Raw genomic sequence first — 21,227 nt, 5'->3', positions numbered from 1 at the left:
TTTATAAATCGTAAATTTTCAAAAGTAATGTTTTCAAAACAACAACAAAAGTACGTTCAATCCTTGCAATTAAAAAAATATCGACAAGAACACCAACGATTTTTAGTGGAAGGTGCAAAAAGCGTGCAAGAATTATTGGGTTCAGACTTAGAGACGGAGTTATTGTTATGTACACCAAAGTTCTTTACAGAAAACGAAAAATTACTCAAAAAAATATCAGTCGAGCAAATTTCACAGACTGAACTCGAAAAACTCGGTACGCTGCAAAGCAATGATGCCGCTTTAGCGGTAGTGAAAATGCGAGAAAATAGACCATTGATTGCCGATGCCGATGAATTTGCCTTAGTTTTAGACGATATTCGTGACCCTGGAAACCTCGGTACTATTCTTCGTATTGCTGACTGGTACGGCATCAAAAAAGTAATTTGTTCCGAAACAACGGTTGATTTCTACAATCCAAAAGTAATTTCAGCTTCAATGGGTTCGTTTACAAGAATTCGAGTTTATTATTCTGAAATTTCAAAATATTTTGAAAATATCGTAAAAATCAATAAATTTGAAATTATTGGAACTTTTTTAAATTCTGAAAACGTGCATCGTTTTGATTTTCCGAAAAGCGGTTATATCGTGCTTGGAAACGAATCGAATGGAATAGGAGCAGAGGTAGAAAAATTAATTACTAAAAAAATAACAATTCCGAGATTTGGAGAAGCTGAGTCTTTGAATGTGGGAATCGCTACGGCGGTGGTGCTTGATAATTTGCGGAGAAGGGAATAAACTAAGTTTTATAAAAATCGACTGATAAAATAGAAAACTGTTTCGTATTCAGTTATTTATGAAGTATAAAAGTTTCTATGTATATATTCAACTCATATAATCTAATGAAAAAACTTCTCTTTACAACCCTTATTGGTTTTGTTCTTTTTCAAGCAAAAGCCCAAACGCAACTCACCTCATCGGTTTCATCAAAACCACTTTCGGTGGCTACAACTCCCGAATCGGTTGGAATTTCTTCCGAAAGACTCAAACGTATAGACAATGTGCTAAATCAACTCGTTGAACAAAACAAACTCCCTGGAATGGTGGCACTTTTTACTAAAAATGGCCAGATTGTTTATCAAAAAGCGTTTGGTTATTCAGATTTTCAGACTAAAAAGGTCATGAAAACTGATGATATTTTTAGGATTGCTTCGATGACAAAGGCCATAACTTCAACGGCCGTCATGATGCTTTATGAAGAAGGGAAGTTTTCACTCGACGACCCAATTTCAAAGTTCATTCCCGAATTTAAGAATCCTCGTGTGATGAAATCTTTCCGTTTTGCCGATACTGCCTACACGAGCGAACCTGCAAAATCTGAAATCACGATTCGTCATTTGTTGACGCACACTTCAGGGCTTGGTTATGGCGTAATTGATGGCGATGAAAGTTTTAGGATGATGTATAAAAAAGCAGGAATTGTAGATTTATTCACCACCAATCCAGTGAAAATTGGAGATAATATCAAAAAATTGGCGAAACTTCCATTGCATCACAATCCTGGTGAGAAATTTACTTATAGTGAAGGATTAGACGTGTTAGGTTATTTCATCGAAATCGTTTCAGGGAAGCCATTTGATGAATATTTGAAACAACACCTTTTCGAACCACTCGGAATGCAAGATACCTATTTCTATTTACCTGATGCCAAGAAAGACCGTTTGGTGTATATTCATAAACCTGATAGTGCAAAAACTTGGGTACGTTTCCCTGTGACCTTCTATGATCCAAATTACCCGATTTCGGGAGCAAAAACATTTTTTTCGGGCGGAGCAGGACTTTCTTCAACTGCCAAAGATTATGCTACTTTCTTACAAATGTTGCTCAATGGCGGTACGATGAATGGCAAGCGTTTTTTGAGCCGAACTACGGTTGATTTACTGACAGCTACCAACCAAACTGGCGAACTCTTTGGAGGCTCGAAAGGTGAAAGTTTCTTTAGTCTTGGCTTTAGTGTAATAGGACAAGCAGGACAAATGAAAGGCAATGGAAGTGCAGGAAGATTTAGTTGGGGTGGTTATTTTAATACAAATTATTGGGCTGACCCTAAAGAAAAAATCGTAATGGTGTTAATGAAACAAACCCAAGGTGCAGCTGATGGTGGCTCTGAAGCTCTTTTTACCCGAATGATTTATCAATCAATTGATGATTAATGCTTTCATTTATCTACACAACTACCTTTTTGGTCGTTTACAGACAGATTTGAACTAAACTTTTCTTAGTTTAAATCTGTCTAAATATCGTAGTAAAATAAAAACTTGAACATTACAATTCTACGATATAGTATAAATTACCAAAACTTACATGAAAAAGCTGCTACTTCAAATCTTCTTATTCACATTTGTTTCCCTGACTGTCTTTGCTCAAACTACCGAGCTGATAGGAACTGTGCAAGATGCACAAGCCAGTGTTGGGGTTTCGGGGGCAAGTATTTTATTGGTAAACTCACGAGATTCTACGCAACGCAAAGGCGTTTTGGCCGATGCCGAGGGAAACTTTAAACTTGCCAATGTAAAATCAGGAAATTATCGACTAAGAATTTCTTCGATTGGCTATACAAATCTCGAAATGCGAGTTTCGATTGGCAATTCCCCCAAAAATTTAGGAGTCTTGAAACTGACCGAAAATGCTAATCAGCTCGGGGAGGTTACTGTGCGTGAAAAGCAAGTGCGTGTCGAGCAGAAAGGCGATACGATTCAGTACAATGCAAGTGCATTTAAGACCAATCCCGATGCTACGGTTGAAGATTTAGTAAAGAAAATGCCAGGCGTAACTATCGAAAATGGTGTGGTAAAAGCACAGGGAGAAGAAGTAAGAAAAGTAACTGTTGATGGGCAAGAGTTTTTTGGCGATGATGCAGCTCTGGCACTTAAAAACCTTCCTGCTGAAGTGGTAGATAAAGTACAAGTTTTCGACCGACTCAGCGAACAATCTCAGTTTACTGGTTTTGATGATGGAAATACTGTAAAAACAATCAATATCACTACTCGACAAAACAAAAATAATGGGCAGTTCGGAAAAGTCTATGCTGGTATAGGCGATGATGAGCGTTATCAATCTGGGGCGAGTGTGAATTTCTTTAAGAAAGATCAACGCCTTACAATTATCGGTTTATCGAATAATATCAACCAACAAAACTTCTCAAATCAAGATATTTTGGGTGTACTTGGTAGCTCAGGTGGTGGCGGTGGAATGCAGTTTGGTGGCGGTGGCGGTGGCGGTGGGCGTCCGCAAGGTGGCGGCGGCGGCGGTGGCCCTCGTGGTGGTGGCGGAGGAGGTGGCGGCGGTTTTGGTGGTGGTGGAGATGCCAGTAATTTTATGGTTGGTCAACAGCCAGGTATTGCCAAAACTACTTCTATCGGCTTGAATTATAGCGATAATCTGGGTAAAAAAGTAAAACTAAGCACCAGCTATTTCTTTAATGCTTCAAATAATGGCAATGAAAGCATTACTTCCCGTGAGTATTTGGGTACAGTTCCTCAAATGTATGACGATACAAGTGCGACTCGCAATAAAAATCAAAATCATAGAGCTAATATTCGTTTAGAATATACGATTGATAAAAGTAATTCGATAGTTTTTACGCCTCGTATCAGTTGGCAAAACAATGACGCTTTATCGACAATGACAAGTGAGACTTATTTGCAACAACAAACAATCAATACAGCCTTAACCAGAAGAAACTCAGAGAATAATGGCTTTAATTTTTCGGGAGAATTATTATTTAGACACCGTTTTGCCAAAAATGGTCGTACTTTTTCGGTGAATCTTGGAAACACTACCAGCGACCAAACGGGTTTTTCTTCTCAGTATTCAATCAGTAGATTTTTTACTGGCAGAGATACAACACAGATTGTGAACCAACAAACTCAGTCTCAGACCAATAGCAATCGAATGTCGTTAGGCCTTACTTACACCGAGCCTGTGGGAAAAACTGGACAGATACAGCTCGACCATAATGTAGGTTATACGCTCAGTTCATCAGACCGTGAAGTCAATGCTTATGACGAAAAATTACTAACTTATTCAATTCTTAATAAATCTTTGAGCAATTTATTTGATAATTCGTATCTTACCAATCGTACTGGTGTGAGTTATCGTTTACGAGGAAAGCAAGGATTTTTTACTTTGGGTACAACTTACCAAAATGCCCAGTTGGCCAGCGACCAGACTTATCCGATTTTGCAAGATGTAAAATATGTATTCAACAGTATTTTACCAAATGCAATGTTTAATTATAGATTTGAAAATAAGGCAAATCTTAGAATTTTTTACCGTACCAACACAAATGCACCTTCGGTTAATCAATTGCAAGGTGTAATTAATAATAGTAATCCAACCCAACTTTCAACAGGGAATCCGAATTTGAAGCAAGATTATAGTCACTCGTTATCATTCCGTTACGGAGTTACGAATGCTAAAACTGCTCAAAATATTATGATGTTCCTGAATTTAGGATATTCAAATAATGCCATTGTTCAATCAACCTTTATTGCCGATAAAGATTACGAATTAGCTGATGGAATTATACTTTTCAGAGGTTCACAACTCACAAAACCAGTTAACCTTGATGGACAATTTAATGCTCGTACTTTTATCAGTTACGGTATTCCGATTTCAAAAATCAAATCGAATCTTAACTTTAGTGCTGGTGTGAATTATGCAAAAAATCCAAATTTGATTAATGATATTAAAAGTTTTACAAATACCTACGGCATCAATGGAGGTTTGGTTTTGAGTAGTAATGTGAGCGAAAAAGTTGATTTTACGCTTTCCTATTCGCCAACATATAGTTTGGTCAGAAATTCGGTGCAAACCACTCTCAACACCAATTATTTGTTTCAGAATACATCATTCAAAATTAACTGGTTATTTGGCAAAGGATTTTTATTGCAGTCAGAAGTTCTCAACCAAGCATATTCTGGTTTAGGTACAGGCTTTAACCAAAATTTTACACTTTGGAATGCAGGTTTTGGTTATAAATTCTTGAAAAAACAAGCAGCCGAATTGCGTATCAATGTCTTTGATTTACTGAAACAAAACAACAGCATCGCTCGAAATGTATCAACAGCTTATATCGAAGATGCTCGTAGTCAGGTGCTTACACGTTATTTTATGCTTACATTTACTTATAACTTGCGTAATTTTAGATTATAAGTAACGTTTTTTATGATTTAAGTTTTAGTTAAATACTCATAGGAACGTCCAATTTTGGATGTTCCTACAAAATTTATGGGATTTCATTTCAGACAAAGTTAAATTGTCAGAGCAGTACACAACAGGCTTGTTCGTATCAGATAAATTTGTATTTTTACAGCACCATATTTTATGTAACAAAACAAGAAACAAAGCTCCAAACCAATCTACATGAAAGTCTGTGCCGTTTTTGATATTGGTAAAACCAATAAAAAGTTACTTCTATTCGATGAAGATTATAAAATTGTAAGAGAAGAACAATCGCAATTTGAAGAAATTTTGGACGACGACGGCTTTCCTTGTGATGATTTGATTCGTTTAAGTTCATGGCTCAAAACTACCTACGAGTCTATTAAGCAAAATCCTGATTATCAAGTAGTCGGATTGAATTTTTCTGGTTATGGTGCAAGTTTTGTACATCTAAATTCGGAAGGGAAACCAATTACTCCACTCTATAATTATCTCAAAAACTTTACTCGCCAAATGAGTAAAGAGTTTGCCGAAAAATATACCTCAAATGTATTTACCGAAACGGCTTCGCCCGAACTCGGTATGCTCAATTCGGGCTTGCAATTGTATTGGTTGAAAAATGAAAAACCAAGCGTTTTTCACCAAATCAAATATTCTCTGCATCTGCCGCAATATTGCAGTTTTCTTTTCTCGAATCAACCAGTATCCGAAATCACAAGTGTGGGTTGTCATACCGCTCTCTGGGATTTTCAGAAAAACGATTACCATGCTTGGGTCGAAGCCGAACATCTTCATTCAGTGCAGCAAAAACCACAACTTTCGAGTAATATTGTAAGTTCAGTCGATGGTGTTGCAGTCGGTATTGGTATTCACGATAGTTCGTCGGCACTTGTGCCTTATCTTAAATCTTTCGACGAAAAATTTATCTTACTTTCAACAGGTACGTGGGCCATTAGTATCAATCCGTTCAATGATGAACCTCTGACTAACACCGAGTTACAAAAAGATTGTTTGTGTTTTCTTAACTACGCTGGGCATCCAGTAAAGGCTTCAAGACTCTTTGCAGGTAATGAACACGAACGCCAAACTAAACATTTAGCTGAGTATTTTGGTAAAGAACCTAATTACTACAAACAAGTAAAATATGACCAAGACATGGTTTGGTTTTTACGTAATAAATTCAAACAAGCTACCCCACAAACAGCTGATGTTGGACTCTTAAAAGATTGCCCATTTGTGGAGCGAAACCTTAACTTATTCAAGTCTTACGAAGAAGCCTATCATCAATTTTTGCTTGATTTGGTGGCTCAGCAGGTGGCATCATTAAATTTGGTAATGGGTTGGAGCAAACCAAAGCAGATTTTTGTGGATGGTGGTTTCTCGAAAAATGATATTTACATGAATCTCTTAGCCGAAACCTATTTCGATAAGCAAGTTTATGCTTCCGAAATAGCTCAAGCATCGGCTTTGGGAGCTGCGTTGGTGATTCATGGACATTGGAATTCTAAGCCAATTCCACCACAATTGATTGCTTTGAAAAGGTATTTTTAAAATAAGGTTGCAATCTCTCGAAGCTGCATTCGTTGACATCATAACCAAATAGCAGGCCCTTTCAGACCAGAAATATTCCGTTCATCATAATTTTTGTTAATGCAAGGTACTATGCAATGCAAAGTGTAGCTTATGTTTTGTAATTTTGTTTTAGGACAAATATCCGTTTCAAACAAAATTATAAAATAATGAAAAAGCTATTTAACAATCTGAAAGTACAATTCGTAATCTTATTTCTTATAATTGCCAACGTATCTTTTGCTCAATCGAGCATTTATAAGTTAGACAAACTGCTTGATTCACTGTTTTTGCTACAAAAATTCAATGGCAATATATTAATTGCAGAAAAAGGAGATATTGTTTATCAACGTAGCTATGGAATTGCCAACGAAATAACAAAAGAAAAATTAACTCAAGAATCGATTTTTGAGTTAGCTTCTTGTTCGAAGCAGTTTACGGCTATGGGAATCATCATTCTTAAAGAAAAGGGCAAGTTAAATTTAGACGATAAGATTTCTAAATACTTACCCGAATTATCAGAATATAAAGAAATCTCAATAAAGAATCTTTTACATCATACTGGTGGACTTCCAGACTATATGCCAATCATGGATACCGTTTGGGATAAATCGAAAATTGCAACAAATATTGACATAATTAATATTTTCAGCAAACATAAACCCAAAGTATTGTTTGAGCCTAATAGCAAACATGAATATAGTAACACAGGATATGCTTTACTTGCCACAATTATTGAACGAGTATCAGGCCAGACTTATGCAGATTTTTTAAAAGAACATATTTTTAAACCTTTAAAAATGAAGAACTCGTTTGTTTATAATCGACGATTTTCACCAAAGAAAATTAAAAATTATGCTTTTGGATATTTGTTTATAAAAAGTCAAAACAAGTATATCTTACCAGATGATTATGAGAAAACCAAAATGGTGTATTGGTTAGATGGTGTGGTGGGAGATGGAACCGTAAATTCAAACGTTATTGACCTTTTAAAGTGGGATAGGGCTTTGTATTCAACAAAGTTAGTCTCAACTGAAAGTCTGCAAGATATTTTTACAAATGGAAAATTAAATGATGGTTCAATCGGGAAACATGGATTTGGATGGAGAATATTAGATACGAAAGAATTCGGAAGAATTGCGAAGCATAGTGGTGGATGGCCAGGTTATATGACATACATCGAAAGAAATATGGATACCGACAAGACAATAATTATCCTTCAAAATCACAATAACGTAATAATGCCGACCGACGAAATAAGAGATATTTTGTATAGTATTGAGAAGAAATAAAGTCTATAAAAGAAAACTATCAATATTTTCAATTATTGACAAATTCGGTTCGGGCAATAAATTATTGTTTGGGTTTATTATTGCATCCGTTTTTTATTATTTCGGCTAAATTTCCAACTACTTGTTTAAGAATAATATGATTTATATAAAGTTGAAAAATACCTTCTAACATTTTGATTATCAAATAATTATAAAACTGAAAAGGCATTTGTAATGAATGTCTTTTTTTTTATATTTGTTCAACCATAACCTTTAAAATATATACTTAAAATTTGAAAACGCTCAGTTTTGTTAACAACAAAGGTGGCGTCGGAAAAACAACCTCTGCTCAGAACGTAGGTGTAGCCTTGCATCGTTTTGCCAAAAGTAAGGTGCTGTTTATCGACCTTGACGCCCAAGCAAGTCTTACTCGCTGTTTTGGTTATCATAATTTGCATTTTTTCAATGGCGATAGTGGCAGTTTTATTTTAAATGATAAAACTTTTGATGAAGTAGTAATTTCGACAGATGTCGGTGATTTACTGCCCGCCTCAATGGGGTTTTTGGCCGCCGAAGAGAGAATCCGAGCCAGTGCAGTTTTTCCGTTTAATCTCAAAATTGCCCTTGATAAAATCAAACACCGATACGATTTTATCATCATTGATTGCCCCCCAAGTTTATCCACCTCTGCCCGAATCGCTTTAGTTGCCTCCGACTTATATTTCGTACCACTGCAAGTTGAATTTTTAAGCTATGAAGGACTCCGTAATTTTTTTGCTTTTGCCAATCAACTCTCAATACTTTGTCCAGACCTCGAACTCGGCGGGGTTTTTGCCACTCGCTATAACCCAAAAATAAGACGTCGGTTGAGTGAAGATTTAATAAAATCTACAAAGAAACAACTTAAAGAAAACTTTTTGGATACCTATATACGTGATAATATAGCAATTTCAGAAGCTCAAGCCAACGGTAAGGATATTTTTATGTACGATTCAGAATCAAATGGGGCAATTGATTATTATAAGCTCACCCGTGAACTAATCAATAGACACTTCACTAAAAATCTTATGGCACAATTAATGAGAGCATAGTTAGAATTCGTATAAATTATCCAAGAAATATTACTTTTTCTATAAAAAATTGTAGAAATAAATTGTTTTTGATTAGATTTGTTTTTTACCTAAACCTATAACCACTAAATGCAACCCGCCAAGTACGCTAAAGTAAAGTTTCTGAATAGAGACAAGTCATTGTTTTTTTCAGTACTTCGAGAAAACATTGACTCTTATTTTGAGACCAATTCTCTTGAGAAAACGGGTGGTTCAAAATTGCTTTTCAAGGCAATATTTATGTTGAGCCTTTATCTGATTCCCTTTGCACTAATTCTTACTGGAAATTTCACTCCACTACAAATGTTAATCTTGACAGTTGTGATGGGTTTGGGAGTGGCTGGTGTTGGAATGTCGGTCATGCACGATGCTATTCATGGGTCATTTTCATCTTCCTCAAAGCTTAATAAGCTGTTTGGAGCATCCATTTATTTGCTTGGTGGTAATGTATATAATTGGGATGTACAGCATAATAAATTGCATCATACATATACTAACCTACACGATATTGACGAAGATATTACAGGTAAATTTATGTTACGCCTTTCTTGTGGTGATAAACTGAAATCTGTACATCGTTTTCAGCATATATATGCGTTTTTCTTATATAGTCTAATGACGATTTCGTTTTTATGGAAAGACTTTAAAGAAATTTCATTGTACAATAAAATGGCCAAAACTGGTTTGGTTAAGCCTTTTCCCCGAAAAGAATTGATTACACTGATAATCAGCAAAATTGGCTATGTTTTATTTATCTGCGTTATGCCTATGCTTGTACTTGATATTACTTTTGGGCAATGGTTTGCAGGTTTTATGGCCATGCACTGCACAGCAGGTATTATTTTAAGTACGGTTTTTCAGTTGGCTCACGTGGTAGAAGGAGCAGCTCAACCAGCGGTCGATGATAGAGGAAATATAGAAAATGCTTGGGCAATTCACCAGCTTGATACAACTGCTAATTTTGCGGGAAATAATAAGATTTTATCGTGGTATATTGGTGGACTTGATTATCAAGTTGAGCATCATTTATTCCCTAATATCTCGCATATTCATTATCCTGCCATTGCTTCAATTGTGAAAAATACTGCCGAAGACTTCGGAATTGTTTACAATAACAAACAATCATTTACGAAAGGTTTACAGTCACATATCAGAATGCTGCATAATTTGGGTCATGGAGCTGTGTAGAGAAAAATGAGTAAAGAAAGTTTAGTAAATTATATTCATGAAATCTTACCGATGCCAGTCGATAAGGCGGAGTATATTACTACCTTTTTTACTCAAAAATGCTATACAAAAAATGACTTTTTACTAAAAGAAGGTAAGATATGCATCGAATCACATTTTATCGAATCTGGTTTTTTACGTTCTTATGTGGTTGATATTGATGGGAATGAAGTTACGACCGATTTTTACGGAAATAATATCTTCGCTAATGATTTTTTATCGTTTTTTAAGCGAATTCCCTCCAACGAAAATATTCAAGTTTTAGCTGATTGTTCAACTTGGATGATAAATTACGAAGATTTACAGACATGTTTCCATACGATTCCTGAATTTCGTGAGTTTGGTCGTATGATGCTTATCAATAATTATTCGAGGTTGAAGGGACGAATGCTTGGTATGATTCAACTTACTGCCGAACAACGCTACGAAAGACTCGTCACTTCACATGCTGAGATATTTCAGAATGCCCCACTTAAATATATTGCTTCTTATTTAGGAATTACCGATACTTCACTAAGCCGAATCCGAAAAGAAATTGCTCGTAGTAGATGAGGTTGTTATTTGTTACTGGTTATCTGTTATTGGTAAATGGCTTTGTTTTTTGTGAAAGATATAAAGTATTGTTAATGAAGAGATTATGTACTTTTTTAACTAATAGCAAGTAAACTAATACCCAGCAACTAATTTCCGATCATAATAAAGTACTTGGGTCGAGTAGGTTATTTTTTATTGAAAAAACTACCAGACCTGCCGTATTTCTCATGCCTGTTTTTTCGAGTAAATTATTTCGGTGACCATCAACGGTACGTACACTGATAAACAATTTATTGGCAATTTCTTGGGCAGTATATTGCTTACAAATAAGGTCGAGCACATCAAGCTCTCGCTGGGTGAGAGTAGATGGAATATCGTCTTGAATCAGTAATCGATGTTTCTTTCCTGTCAAACGGTTTTTCATAGCTGTCAAAAATGCTTCATTGAAATAAAAATCTTTTTCAATGACTGCCCAAATGGCTTTTTCGACTTCTGCTGGCTCAACGTTTTTGAAGAGATAGGCATTCACACCCAACTCCATGAGGTGCGTAACGAAGCGATCTTCGCTGTAAACTGAAAGAATAATAATTTTGATTTCAGGAAAATGCTGATGAAGAATTTTGGTTGTATCAACTCCGTTTAGTTCGGGCATAGATAGATCGAGTAATACAATATCAGGTTTCACTTCTGCTACTTCGATGGCCTCAATAAGAGCTTTTCCATTATCTACTTCGAGTATAATTTGGATATTTTCAAAGGAATTAATGATTGAAATCATGCCTTTGCGAAATAACACTTGGTCGTCAGCAATGGCTACGTTTATAGTTTTCATGGGGTATTAGAAATGGAATTCAACGGGTAATCTGAAATAGAACATCCTAATGATAAGCGTATTAGATGTTAAAGATACTTAATTTAAAGGAATACTTACATGGAGTTTTAGCCCTTCATTGAGTTTTGTTTCAAATTTTGTTGTGCCACCAATCATTTTTGTTCGTGTCTCTATATTTTTTAAACCTAAGCTGCGTTTTAGGTAAGCCTTTTCAAAATCAAACCCTTGACCATTATCTTTATATTCAATTTCAAGGGTATTATTGGCAGTTTTTAAGTGTAAGTGCACACTTTCAGCTTCAGAATGTTTTACTGCATTGTTGAGTAATTCTTGAATGAGTCGATAAACAATTAAATTTATTTTGGGATCAATCGGCATCAGGTTTTCAACTTTTAGATAAATATCAATATCAGCGAGTTCCATAGTTTTTTCGCATAAACCTTCAACAGAATATGCCAACCCAAATTCTTCCAAACCTTGTGGCAATAAATCATTTGAGATACGTCTCACGTTATCTATCGTATTGTCTATCAGTGTTTTAGATTTATTACTAATTGTTTCGATATTAATTTGCTCGGTTGGGTTTTGTTGAATTTGCCCGATCAATAATCTAAGTGCTGAGAGTGCTGCTCCAACCTCATCATGTAGGTCTCTGGCGAGTCTTTTTCGCTCAGTTTCGATGGCTTCGAGTGTTCCTTGATAAAGTTCTCGTTGGTGTTTGGCTTCAGCTTCTTTAAATGTTAGGTCCTGTCTGATGATTCTACGCTGATACAATAAAATGAACCCTATAACTCCCGATGCCAAAAGCATCATGGCTATAGTGCCTCCAAAAAGCAAAATGTATAAATCTAACGGCGATGACTGTGCCATAAACCTATTGCTAAAAATATGTGTAAGATTAACATCAAAAAGGCATGCATACCCCATGCAAGCGACAATAAGTAGTTATCTTCCTTGATGAAATTACTTAAAATGAAGATGAAGAGACTACCTGCAAAGTAAAACAAAAAACCTGAGTTAATCCAAAAAATTGGTTGTTTTGTTGGGTCACGAGTGTCCAATTCTATCAACATTTTATAAAAACAAGATAATGATAGAAATATAATCAGGATGCCCTCCAAACCACTGGCGTAAGTGTTGAAATTGAAGATGCCTTGAATCCAAAACGCATTAATAATAGAAAGCAGAATAAAGCCAAGTAGGGTAAATGGTAAGATTTTTCGGTTGAAAAAATTGCCAAAATACGTATGATAAAATAGACCAATTGTGATGAATTCTAAAATGGTGTAGAGGTGTAAGCCTGGTAATATATTTAATGTGGGATGAAAATAGGAGATAGTACGAGTAGAAGCTTCAGAAAAAGCTCCTAAAAGAATAAAATACCAAATGAACTTTAGTTCATTTTTCAAGTATTTTATACGGAGTATACCAATAGTTATAGTCAACAGCAGTACGTAATGTACATAATCAAGCAGCCATATTAAAAAGTTATTTATCATCTAAAGTGCAGTATAAGGGTAAGCAATTTATCAGTGTTACTTACTCTTGTTTAAGCTATTTGTGGCAATTATCCTTAATCTTCAGGATATGGAGGAACGGGACGACTGTAATCATAAATGTTTTCATCTCCAGCTACCAAATGTGCTCCATCATCGACTTTCGTTTTTACATTCGACATCATCACACATCCGTATAATACATTATTTGGCACTCCATCAGCCAATAAATATTTCATCCCAAGAGTAAATTTGATGTATTTACTGCCTTTATTTTCATCGATTACTTTTTGAATTTCATCCACATGGAAATAAAAAGCTTTGAAGTCGGCTGGTTTAAATTTTTCGTTGTTCAAATAGTTTTGAACATATCCATTTGCATCTTCAGGGCTAATTGGTTTATCGTATTTTGGTGTACCATCAAGTTCCAAGGCCATAATTTATAGATTTAAGTGAAGTAGTACAAATATATAATTTTTGGTTAGTGCTACAATACGTAAAAATACCTGTTTTGCAAAATTGTATTTAACTTGAATTTTTTTGGAGAGTTTTGTTACTTACTTATCAGAACAAAGCCACATCTTCTATTCCTAAAAATATAACCAATGCTTACAAAAATCTCGTCTTCATATGATTCTGGAATGAAAGCTAACCAAGATTTTCTGAATAATAATAATTAATGCGTTTTTAAACATAAAAAGGTCACTTTTCAATAAGAAGTGACCTTTTTATGTTTTCTATAATTATCAATGACCTTTTCCGCCACCTTTTACTACTTCTTTATCAAAATCTATACCTTGTTTACGCAAAACTCCTTGCACTACAATTCCGAAAATGAATAGGTAAACAAAACAACCAGCCGCCAAGAGATACGATTCTTGAATCCCAAATGAATCGGCAACTTTTCCTTGCACTACCGGGATGATTGAACCACCCAAAATCATCATAATCAAGAATGCTGCCCCTTGATTTGTGAATTTTCCGAGTCCAGCCGTGCCGAGAGAGAAAATACTTGGCCATAAAACTGAGCAGAATAGTCCACCCGAAATCAATGAGAAAAGAGCAACTTTTCCAGTTGTCATTACGCCTATAATCGACATAATTGCACCAAGAGCTGTAAATATTAATAGTAAACGAACTGGCTTTTCTTGACTCGCAAAGTAAGCCAAAATCATCACGGCTACACAAGCAGCGTAAGGATATAAATCGCTTACATCGCCACTATACAATGAATTTACAATCAAAACAATCGCAAAAGCAATGAAAGGAACAATCACTGTAAGGATTTTCTTCATTGAAGCCGAAGGATTGAAATTCCCGATAGAAGCTGTCCAACGACCAATCATCATACTTCCCCAAAACAATGATACATATTTTGAAATTTGTGAAGAATCTAAGTTTTCAGTTTCTTTCAAATATTCACCAAGATTAGAACCAATTGTTACTTCAACACCCACATAAACGAAGATAGCCGTCATACCTAAAACTGCTTGTGGATAACTCAGTACCGAACCTGCATTTTGTACAGCTCCCGATTTTCCTGCCAACGAATATATCATATAGCCAATCATTAGAATACACATGAGTATAAACGTAAACGTAATGGCGATTTCGATAGAAAAAGCAACCGCAACACCCACACACAGCACCAAAAATGCTAATGGAAGGCCAATTACAATATTGCTTACTTGTACATCCTCATCATTTTTGATTCGTGGAAGTTTAGAAATCCAGAAAAACAAGGCCATCAATGCAAACAAAACACCTAAGATAAGGTAAGGTGCTTTTACATCTTCGATTGAAGCATTGGCGGCGGCATCTTTTGAAATTGAACCGAAGATGGCATAAGAAACCAAAGCAGGCCCAATTGTTCCACCTAAATTATTGACCGCACCACCGAGATTGATACGTTGAGCACCCGTTTCTGGTGGCCCAAGTGCAATCATAAAAGGTTGAGTAGCAGTTTGTTGGAGAGAGAATCCTAATCCAACAATAAATAATCCTGATAATAATAAATTATATGAAGCAGTCTGGGCAGCAGGATAAAAAAGAAGCGTCCCAACGGCTGAAATCAAAAGTCCAATGACTATACCATTTTTATAGCCTATCTTGTTGAGAATATCGCCACCCATGATGCGAGAAAATATCAAATAAAGTACCGAGCCAATGAAGTAAGCTGCATAAAATGCGAAGTCAACGAGCTGGGCTTGAGTTTGAGTAAGTGTAAACTTTTCTTTAAAAAGAGGAATCAAAATACCGTTTGAGGCAGCTACGAAGCTCCAAAAAAACCAAACGGTCATGAGGGTGTAAAGATGGGAACGATTATTTTGCATAAGTAATAAGGTTAAAATGGAAGTGCAAATAAGTAAATATATGCTCTATTTCCAAAGTTTAATAGTGGATTGGAAAAAAACTCAGAAATAAGCAGCTAAAACTGAACCATTTATTCAAATCAAGCAAGAAGTTTGCAGACTGGATTGAATCTTTTTTTCAGATGGAACTTATATTCAATTTAGTCATAATGAAACTGGAACACTCAAGCTCTGATGGACGAAAAAGGCATTTGGATCGAATGTGACAATAAATATTCAGAAAGTTTTCATGAATTGAGATGTCTTTACTATTTAATATTGAGCCTATTCTTCCAAAAGGAGTTGGCTTTTTGTTTGCCTAATAATGTGTTTTTTGTTTATATAATTATCTACCATTAAGTAAATAACCTTTTTTTTACTAACAAAATTTAAATACTTCTATTAGATTTATACATTTTTCGGCAAATAAAACTTTTATATGATGAATCGAATTCTACTTTTGCTTCTTACCTTGGTATATGTAGATACTTTTGGGCAGAAAGCACCGTCGAATATTATTACAGGAAAACTCGTTAGAGTATCACCAAAGCTAAAAGATATTAAAGCACCAGAAGCATTGGATACAAAGAGAAAACCAGATAGAAATCCTAAATATCAAGCTTTACGTGATAAAATTAATAAAAGAGTAAGGTTTGCAGTTGAAAACCCACTGGCTAAGAATACTGATGAGGCACTTCAAAAAACTACAAAAATAAATTTTAATAATTTGAGTACTAAGGCTCTCAGTACTTCATTCGATGGCGTCGGTACTCCCGATAATTCTACTGCTGGTTTTGGATTGTTGTCTCCGCCAGACCCTGTTCTTAGTGTAGGGCCAAATCACGTAGTGCAGATGATAAATTTAGTGCATAGGGTTTATGATAAATCAGGAAACCCACTTACTCCAGCACTGAAATTTAGTCAAATTGCATCGACTTCTACGGATGATGGCGACCCTATAACTCTATATGACCATATGGCAGATCGATGGATTTTGCTTCAATTTAGTAGTTTATTTACTTCTGGCAGAGAATCTCTTATTTTTTGTGTCTCACAGACCAATGACCCAACTGGTGCATATAATATTTACGAATTTCTAACAACAGGTGTTTTTCCTGATTACCCGCACGTTGGGATTTGGAATAATAGTTATATCGTAACAACTCATAATTTCAATCAATCTGGAACAGCCTATCTTGGGCAAGGATATTGGGCTTTTGACAGAAGTAAAATGCTTAACGGTGAAAGTACTGCCAATGGGGTTGGCTTCAATGATGCCACTACGGGTGGTTATTTACCAGCAAGTTTTGAAGGTTTTAAAACTCCAGAAATTAGTTCTCAACCTACATTTGTTACTTTTAATGCTGATGAATTTGGTGGGTCGGATGAATTACAGTTACGTACACTAACCCCTAACTTTTCAAATCCTGCTTTATCAACACTTAGTTCGGTTACGAGTATTCCTGTAGCTGCTTTCAATGGCAATTCCCCTTCTTCAAACCCAATCGAACAGCAAGGCACAGCTGTGCGATTAGATGCCATCGCCGATCGTATGATGAGTCGGATAATATATCGAAGATTTGATGATTACGAATCTTTAGTAATGAACCATGTAGTGAATGTAAGTGGCGAAAGTCCCACATCGGCTGCTACATATCAGGCTGCTACTCGCTGGTATGAACTTACAAGAGCCAGTCCATCAAGTCCTTGGGTAGTGAATCAACAATCTACCTATTCACCTACGGCCATTAGTGGTACTGCGGGGATTAACCGTTGGATGGGTTGTGCGGGGATTGATCAAAGAGGCAATATTGCATTGGCTTATAGCAGGTCAAGTTCTACAAATTATCCAGATATTTATTATGCTGAAAGAAAGAAAACAGACCCAGTTGGTACGTTGGGAGCAGAACAGCTTTTTCATGCTTCGGGAGGTTCGCAGACGAATTCAAATGGGCGTTGGGGAGATTACTCTGCTATGACCACCGACCCAGCAGATGAAGAGACGCTTTGGTTTACTGCTGAATATTATGCCACAACGGCAAACGTTGATTTTAAGACTCGAATAGGTAGTTTTAAAGTAAATGACCCAGTAACAACTCCGACAGTACACTTTAAATTTGGGGGAACAATTGCACGCCAGAAAGAATCAATAACTCCTCTAAATGCAAATCAGTATTACAAAGATTACCCGATTACAGTTGTTATAGATCAAGTACCGTCACAAGATGTAAACATCGAAATAACCAAAACTGGTACCGCTACCGAAGGGGTCGATTATGATTTATTGAATATCTCTCCGATTGTTTTAAATACCTCAAATTTAACCCAATCTTTTATACTAAGAGTTTATGATGATTCTTTCAATGAAGCCGATGAATTTATAGATTTAGCATATACAATCAATGCTAATGGTGGAAATGCTATTGCTGGCACTTTCAACCAAAAGCATAGAATTACGATCATTGGAACCATAAGTTGTCCGACCGCAAATATTTCTGTAACCCGACCAACTACTTTCTGTGAAGGTGATTCCGCTATTTTAGTAGCTAATACTGGAGCAAATTTAACTTATCAGTGGTATAGAAATAATGTTTTGATTACTGATGCAATTCAATCTCAATACAATGCCAAAACCTCTGGGAGCTATCAAGTTGCTGTGAGCCGTCTTGGTTGTACTGTTTCTTCTTCACCTATTGTGATAATTGTAAAAGTAGGTACGCCTCCCCCTGTAACGGTTAGCCGCACTATTACAGTTGGTACAATAATCACTGCTGGAAATGGATTACAGGCAAATGCTATTTGTCCGAGTACCACTACTACTACTTACACAGGTACAACGATTGGATATGATGGTGGAACAAAAAGTGGAGTTGATCCTCAAGTTTTGGTTTCGGGTGCAGGACCAAGTATTGGTAGTACAAAAATTTCTGTTACATGGAGAAAAAGAAGTGGTGGCACTATCATTGATTGTGGAACTGTTGGTGGAACAGGACGACCTTATTATGATGAAGTTTCATTTAAAATTAAAGCTCCTGATGGTACTATAGTCAATCTTGTAAATACAGATACTTATGCTATTGGAGTAGTTCCGTTAGGTGTTTTGACAACTGTATTTGAAGATGGGGGCTCTGCATTGACTGTTGGTTCATTGCCTGCAAATGGCACTTTTTCTCCTGCCCAATCTCTTGCAGCATTTAATGGTTTAAACCCAAATGGTACTTGGACTTTAATTGCCGAAGATGCAGCTTCGATTGATCCTCTTTGCGTGGAAGGTTTTTCGGTGACAGTTCTCACTTCTGGGTCAGGTGCTGCCAGTACTATTTCTTGGTATAGCAGTGCTACAGGAGGCACAAGCTTAGGGACTGGTTCTGAATATATTCCGACCGATACAGCCCCAGGAGTATATACTTATTATGCTGAAGCAAGTTGTTCGGGTCTCACTGAATGTGCAACAAGTGTAAGAAAACCTGCAAGACTAACGATTTCTTCACTCAATTGCTTATCAGCAGGAGGATCTGTGTCGTCTGATGCAAATGTTTGTGCTGGAAGTAATTCAGGAGTATTAACATTGAATGGGCATACTGGTACAATTATTCGTTGGGAGTCTTCAACGGATAATTTTGTAAATACTACTTTGATTTCAAATACTAACAATACATTATCTTATAGTAATCTGACTCAAACCACCAAGTATAGAGCAGTAGTAAAAGATGGAGAGTGTCCAGAAGCTAATTCATCTGCTGCTACAATCACTGTTACTACCATTACGCCGATAGCCACAAATAATGGACCTTATTTAACTGGCCAAACAATTCAGCTAACTGCAACTGGTGGAAGTACATATACTTGGACAGGCCCTAATGCCTTTTCGAGTACGCTAAATCCTGCAAGTATAGCAAATGCAACTTTAGCAATGGCAGGAATTTATACGGTTACTGTTACCCAAAATAGTTGCACAGCCACGGCTACAACATCTGTTATTATTACAGAGAATAATCCTTGTTTAGCAATTGTTGAATACGACTACGTGCAGGCTGGTAATCCGTTTATCTTTAAATTCCCTTTGCTCAATAATATGGTTATTGCCGAAGTGCCAGAGCAAACTTCGGTTTTGGTGAATCCAATTTGCCCTAATATTTTAATTGAAAGTTTTAGGATGAGAATAACAGGATTACCTTATTTGCACGAAGTAATTGAGAGTATAGCACCTTTTGCTTTATTCAATAATACAGGGAATGATGTTTTAGGTAGAAATTTAGGACCAGGTAATTATAAGCTTACCGTCACAGGTTATAGCCAAGATAATGCAATGGGAAGCATTGTTTATGGCCCAATTGAAACTGACTTTACAGTAGTGGCCAATAATGCAAGTATCTCAGCTCCGACGTTTACACTTAATTCTTTATGTGCAGGAAGTACATTCAATGTGAGTTTTACAACAACTGGAGCATTTAACCCTGCTAATCAGTTTGATGTACAACTTTCTGATGCAAACGGTACATTCGATAATCCAGTTATTATAGGGAGTACACCAGCGGCGGGTGTAGCAGTTTGTACAATTCCGATAAATATAGCAGTAGGATCAAATTATAGAATTAGGGTGGTTTCTACAAATCAAATGCTTGCTGGAGGAAATAATGGTTCAAATCTTAGTTCTGTGACGGCCACTTTAAATCTCGTTAGTCCAAATAATGATATTTCTGGTGGAGTAACAACAAATCAAGCAAGCCAAACAATAACAGCAACAAATAAAGTACTTTCGCCTGGAAATACAATTTATAAAGCAGGTAATTCCATTTTATTAAATGCGGGTTTTCAAGCAAATTCAAGCTCAGTTTTCAAGGCTGAGATTGCAGGATGTAATTAATAGTCGGGTTTTTGTAGAAATTAAAAAAGGTTTGATGTTCAAGACATCAAACCTTTTTTAAAATATGACTTCAAAAATCAAACGCCCCATTTTTCTGGGTTACGTCTCCATTTTTTTAATGACTCTAACGAATCGGCTGAGATATAATTTTGGGCAATTGCTTGGTCGATGAGTGAATTATAATGACTCAAAGTGACCAATTTTACTCCTTTATCGGCAAAGTTTTTATCAGCAACTTTAAAGCCATAAGTAAAAATTGCCACCATTCCTACAACTTCTATTCCAGCTTCACGCAAGGCATCAACGGCTTTTAATGAACTTCCACCAGTCGAAATCAAATCTTCTATAACTACAACTTTTTGTCCTTTTTCGATACGCCCTTCAATTTGGTTTCCCATGCCATGCTCTTTTGGTTTCGGACGAACATAAGCAAACGGCAAACCTAAGGCGTCAGCAACTAAAGCTCCTTGTGGGATTCCAGCTGTAGCCACACCAGCAACCAAAGTTGCATCAGGAAAATGTTTCTTGATGGCCTTTGCCAAAGATTTCTTGATAAAAGTACGTCCTTCGGCAAACGAAAGCGTTACACGGTTATCGCAATAGATTGGCGAGTTCCAACCAGAACTCCACTTGAATGGTTGTTCGGGACTTAATTTTACGGCTTTTGTTTCTAATAATAGAGAAGCGATTTTTTGAGATACTGTCATAACTGAAAAACACCCCCCCGCCCCTAAAGGGGAGCTAAAATAAAAATAATCCTAACAGA

General features: G+C 36.2%; 15 protein-coding genes. 9 read left to right on the top strand and 6 right to left on the bottom strand.

All coding sequences use genetic code 11. The features are described 5' to 3' along the window. The first annotated feature begins 27 nt into the window (after positions 1 to 27). The 8 genes from ABR854_RS22480 to ABR854_RS22445 all read left to right on the top strand — a co-directional run bounded on the left by ABR854_RS22480 (position 28) and on the right by ABR854_RS22445 (position 10,933). A complete protein-coding gene (locus ABR854_RS22480; protein WP_350268100.1) occupies positions 28 to 777 on the top strand; it encodes a TrmH family RNA methyltransferase in 750 nt (249 codons plus the stop codon). Positions 778 to 881: 104 nt separating this feature from the next. Beyond that, positions 882 to 2,192 carry a serine hydrolase domain-containing protein gene (locus ABR854_RS22475; protein WP_350268099.1) on the top strand — a complete coding sequence of 437 codons (1,311 nt, stop codon included), beginning with the start codon at positions 882 to 884 and terminating at the stop codon, positions 2,190 to 2,192. A gap of 151 nt (positions 2,193 to 2,343) precedes the next feature. Next, entirely contained in the window at positions 2,344 to 5,196 is a 2,853-nt protein-coding gene (locus ABR854_RS22470) for an outer membrane beta-barrel protein (protein ID WP_350268098.1), read from the top strand. 210 nt (positions 5,197 to 5,406) lie between these two features. Continuing rightward, the gene (locus tag ABR854_RS22465; RefSeq protein ID WP_350268097.1) at positions 5,407 to 6,756 is read left to right on the top strand and encodes an FGGY-family carbohydrate kinase; all 1,350 of its coding nucleotides are present in this window, start codon (positions 5,407 to 5,409) and stop codon (positions 6,754 to 6,756) included. 188 nt (positions 6,757 to 6,944) lie between these two features. Then, a complete protein-coding gene (locus ABR854_RS22460; protein WP_350268096.1) occupies positions 6,945 to 8,066 on the top strand; it encodes a serine hydrolase domain-containing protein in 1,122 nt (373 codons plus the stop codon). A 272-nt stretch (positions 8,067 to 8,338) separates the two neighbouring features. Then, positions 8,339 to 9,136: a ParA family protein gene (locus ABR854_RS22455; RefSeq protein ID WP_350268095.1), complete on the top strand. Its 798-nt coding sequence runs from the start codon at positions 8,339 to 8,341 to the stop codon at positions 9,134 to 9,136. Between the two features lie 108 nt (positions 9,137 to 9,244). Then, entirely contained in the window at positions 9,245 to 10,342 is a 1,098-nt protein-coding gene (locus ABR854_RS22450) for a fatty acid desaturase family protein (RefSeq protein ID WP_350268094.1), read from the top strand. A 6-nt stretch (positions 10,343 to 10,348) separates the two neighbouring features. Next, on the top strand, positions 10,349 to 10,933 hold the full coding sequence (locus ABR854_RS22445; RefSeq protein WP_350268093.1) for a Crp/Fnr family transcriptional regulator: 585 nt from the start codon (positions 10,349 to 10,351) through the stop codon (positions 10,931 to 10,933). A gap of 139 nt (positions 10,934 to 11,072) precedes the next feature. On the opposite strand, the gene ABR854_RS22440 is transcribed toward ABR854_RS22445, so the two are convergent. The 5 genes from ABR854_RS22440 to ABR854_RS22420 all read right to left on the bottom strand — a co-directional run bounded on the left by ABR854_RS22440 (position 11,073) and on the right by ABR854_RS22420 (position 15,576). Continuing rightward, positions 11,073 to 11,747 carry a response regulator transcription factor gene (locus ABR854_RS22440; protein ID WP_350268092.1) on the bottom strand — a complete coding sequence of 225 codons (675 nt, stop codon included), beginning with the start codon at positions 11,745 to 11,747 and terminating at the stop codon, positions 11,073 to 11,075. Between the two features lie 78 nt (positions 11,748 to 11,825). Next, the gene (locus tag ABR854_RS22435; RefSeq protein ID WP_350268091.1) at positions 11,826 to 12,617 is read right to left on the bottom strand and encodes a sensor histidine kinase; all 792 of its coding nucleotides are present in this window, start codon (positions 12,615 to 12,617) and stop codon (positions 11,826 to 11,828) included. Further along, positions 12,596 to 13,156, bottom strand: coding sequence for a hypothetical protein (locus ABR854_RS22430; protein ID WP_082892966.1), 561 nt, complete (start codon positions 13,154 to 13,156; stop codon positions 12,596 to 12,598). The genes ABR854_RS22435 and ABR854_RS22430 overlap by 22 nt, the downstream gene beginning before the upstream one ends. 164 nt (positions 13,157 to 13,320) lie before the next feature. Next, positions 13,321 to 13,680 (bottom strand): hypothetical protein, encoded by a 360-nt coding sequence (locus ABR854_RS22425; protein WP_064197282.1) that lies wholly within the window; start codon positions 13,678 to 13,680, stop codon positions 13,321 to 13,323. A 309-nt stretch (positions 13,681 to 13,989) separates the two neighbouring features. Beyond that, positions 13,990 to 15,576, bottom strand: a complete 1,587-nt coding sequence (locus ABR854_RS22420) for an MFS transporter (RefSeq protein ID WP_350268090.1) — start codon at positions 15,574 to 15,576, stop codon at positions 13,990 to 13,992. A gap of 457 nt (positions 15,577 to 16,033) precedes the next feature. Between ABR854_RS22420 and ABR854_RS22415 the strand changes: the two genes are divergently transcribed. Next, positions 16,034 to 20,461 (top strand): DUF8696 domain-containing protein, encoded by a 4,428-nt coding sequence (locus tag ABR854_RS22415; protein WP_350268089.1) that lies wholly within the window; start codon positions 16,034 to 16,036, stop codon positions 20,459 to 20,461. A 77-nt stretch (positions 20,462 to 20,538) separates the two neighbouring features. On the opposite strand, the gene pyrE is transcribed toward ABR854_RS22415, so the two are convergent. Then, entirely contained in the window at positions 20,539 to 21,168 is a 630-nt protein-coding gene (gene pyrE, locus ABR854_RS22410; RefSeq protein ID WP_350268088.1) for an orotate phosphoribosyltransferase, read from the bottom strand. Between the last annotated feature and the right edge of the window lie 59 nt (positions 21,169 to 21,227).

The sequence above is a fragment of the Emticicia sp. W12TSBA100-4 genome, from assembly GCF_040253585.1.
Classification (GTDB): domain Bacteria; phylum Bacteroidota; class Bacteroidia; order Cytophagales; family Spirosomataceae; genus Emticicia.
The sequence above is the reverse complement of the archived record's forward strand: the minus strand, read 5'-3'. Positions and strand labels throughout refer to the sequence as shown.

Bases quoted from the DNA above. Each gene is read 5' to 3' on its own strand.
- ABR854_RS22440 (WP_350268092.1), bottom strand. From the start codon at position 11,747: ATGAAAACTATAAACGTAGCCATTGCTGACGACCAAGTGTTATTTCGC.
- ABR854_RS22415 (WP_350268089.1), top strand. From the start codon at position 16,034: ATGATGAATCGAATTCTACTTTTGCTTCTTACCTTGGTATATGTAGAT.
- ABR854_RS22425 (WP_064197282.1), bottom strand. From the start codon at position 13,680: ATGGCCTTGGAACTTGATGGTACACCAAAATACGATAAACCAATTAGC.
- ABR854_RS22420 (WP_350268090.1), bottom strand. From the start codon at position 15,576: ATGCAAAATAATCGTTCCCATCTTTACACCCTCATGACCGTTTGGTTT.
- ABR854_RS22470 (WP_350268098.1), top strand. From the start codon at position 2,344: ATGAAAAAGCTGCTACTTCAAATCTTCTTATTCACATTTGTTTCCCTG.
- ABR854_RS22450 (WP_350268094.1), top strand. From the start codon at position 9,245: ATGCAACCCGCCAAGTACGCTAAAGTAAAGTTTCTGAATAGAGACAAG.
- ABR854_RS22465 (WP_350268097.1), top strand. From the start codon at position 5,407: ATGAAAGTCTGTGCCGTTTTTGATATTGGTAAAACCAATAAAAAGTTA.
- ABR854_RS22435 (WP_350268091.1), bottom strand. From the start codon at position 12,617: ATGGCACAGTCATCGCCGTTAGATTTATACATTTTGCTTTTTGGAGGC.
- ABR854_RS22480 (WP_350268100.1), top strand. From the start codon at position 28: ATGTTTTCAAAACAACAACAAAAGTACGTTCAATCCTTGCAATTAAAA.
- ABR854_RS22445 (WP_350268093.1), top strand. From the start codon at position 10,349: ATGAGTAAAGAAAGTTTAGTAAATTATATTCATGAAATCTTACCGATG.
- ABR854_RS22475 (WP_350268099.1), top strand. From the start codon at position 882: ATGAAAAAACTTCTCTTTACAACCCTTATTGGTTTTGTTCTTTTTCAA.
- ABR854_RS22460 (WP_350268096.1), top strand. From the start codon at position 6,945: ATGAAAAAGCTATTTAACAATCTGAAAGTACAATTCGTAATCTTATTT.
- pyrE (WP_350268088.1), bottom strand. From the start codon at position 21,168: ATGACAGTATCTCAAAAAATCGCTTCTCTATTATTAGAAACAAAAGCC.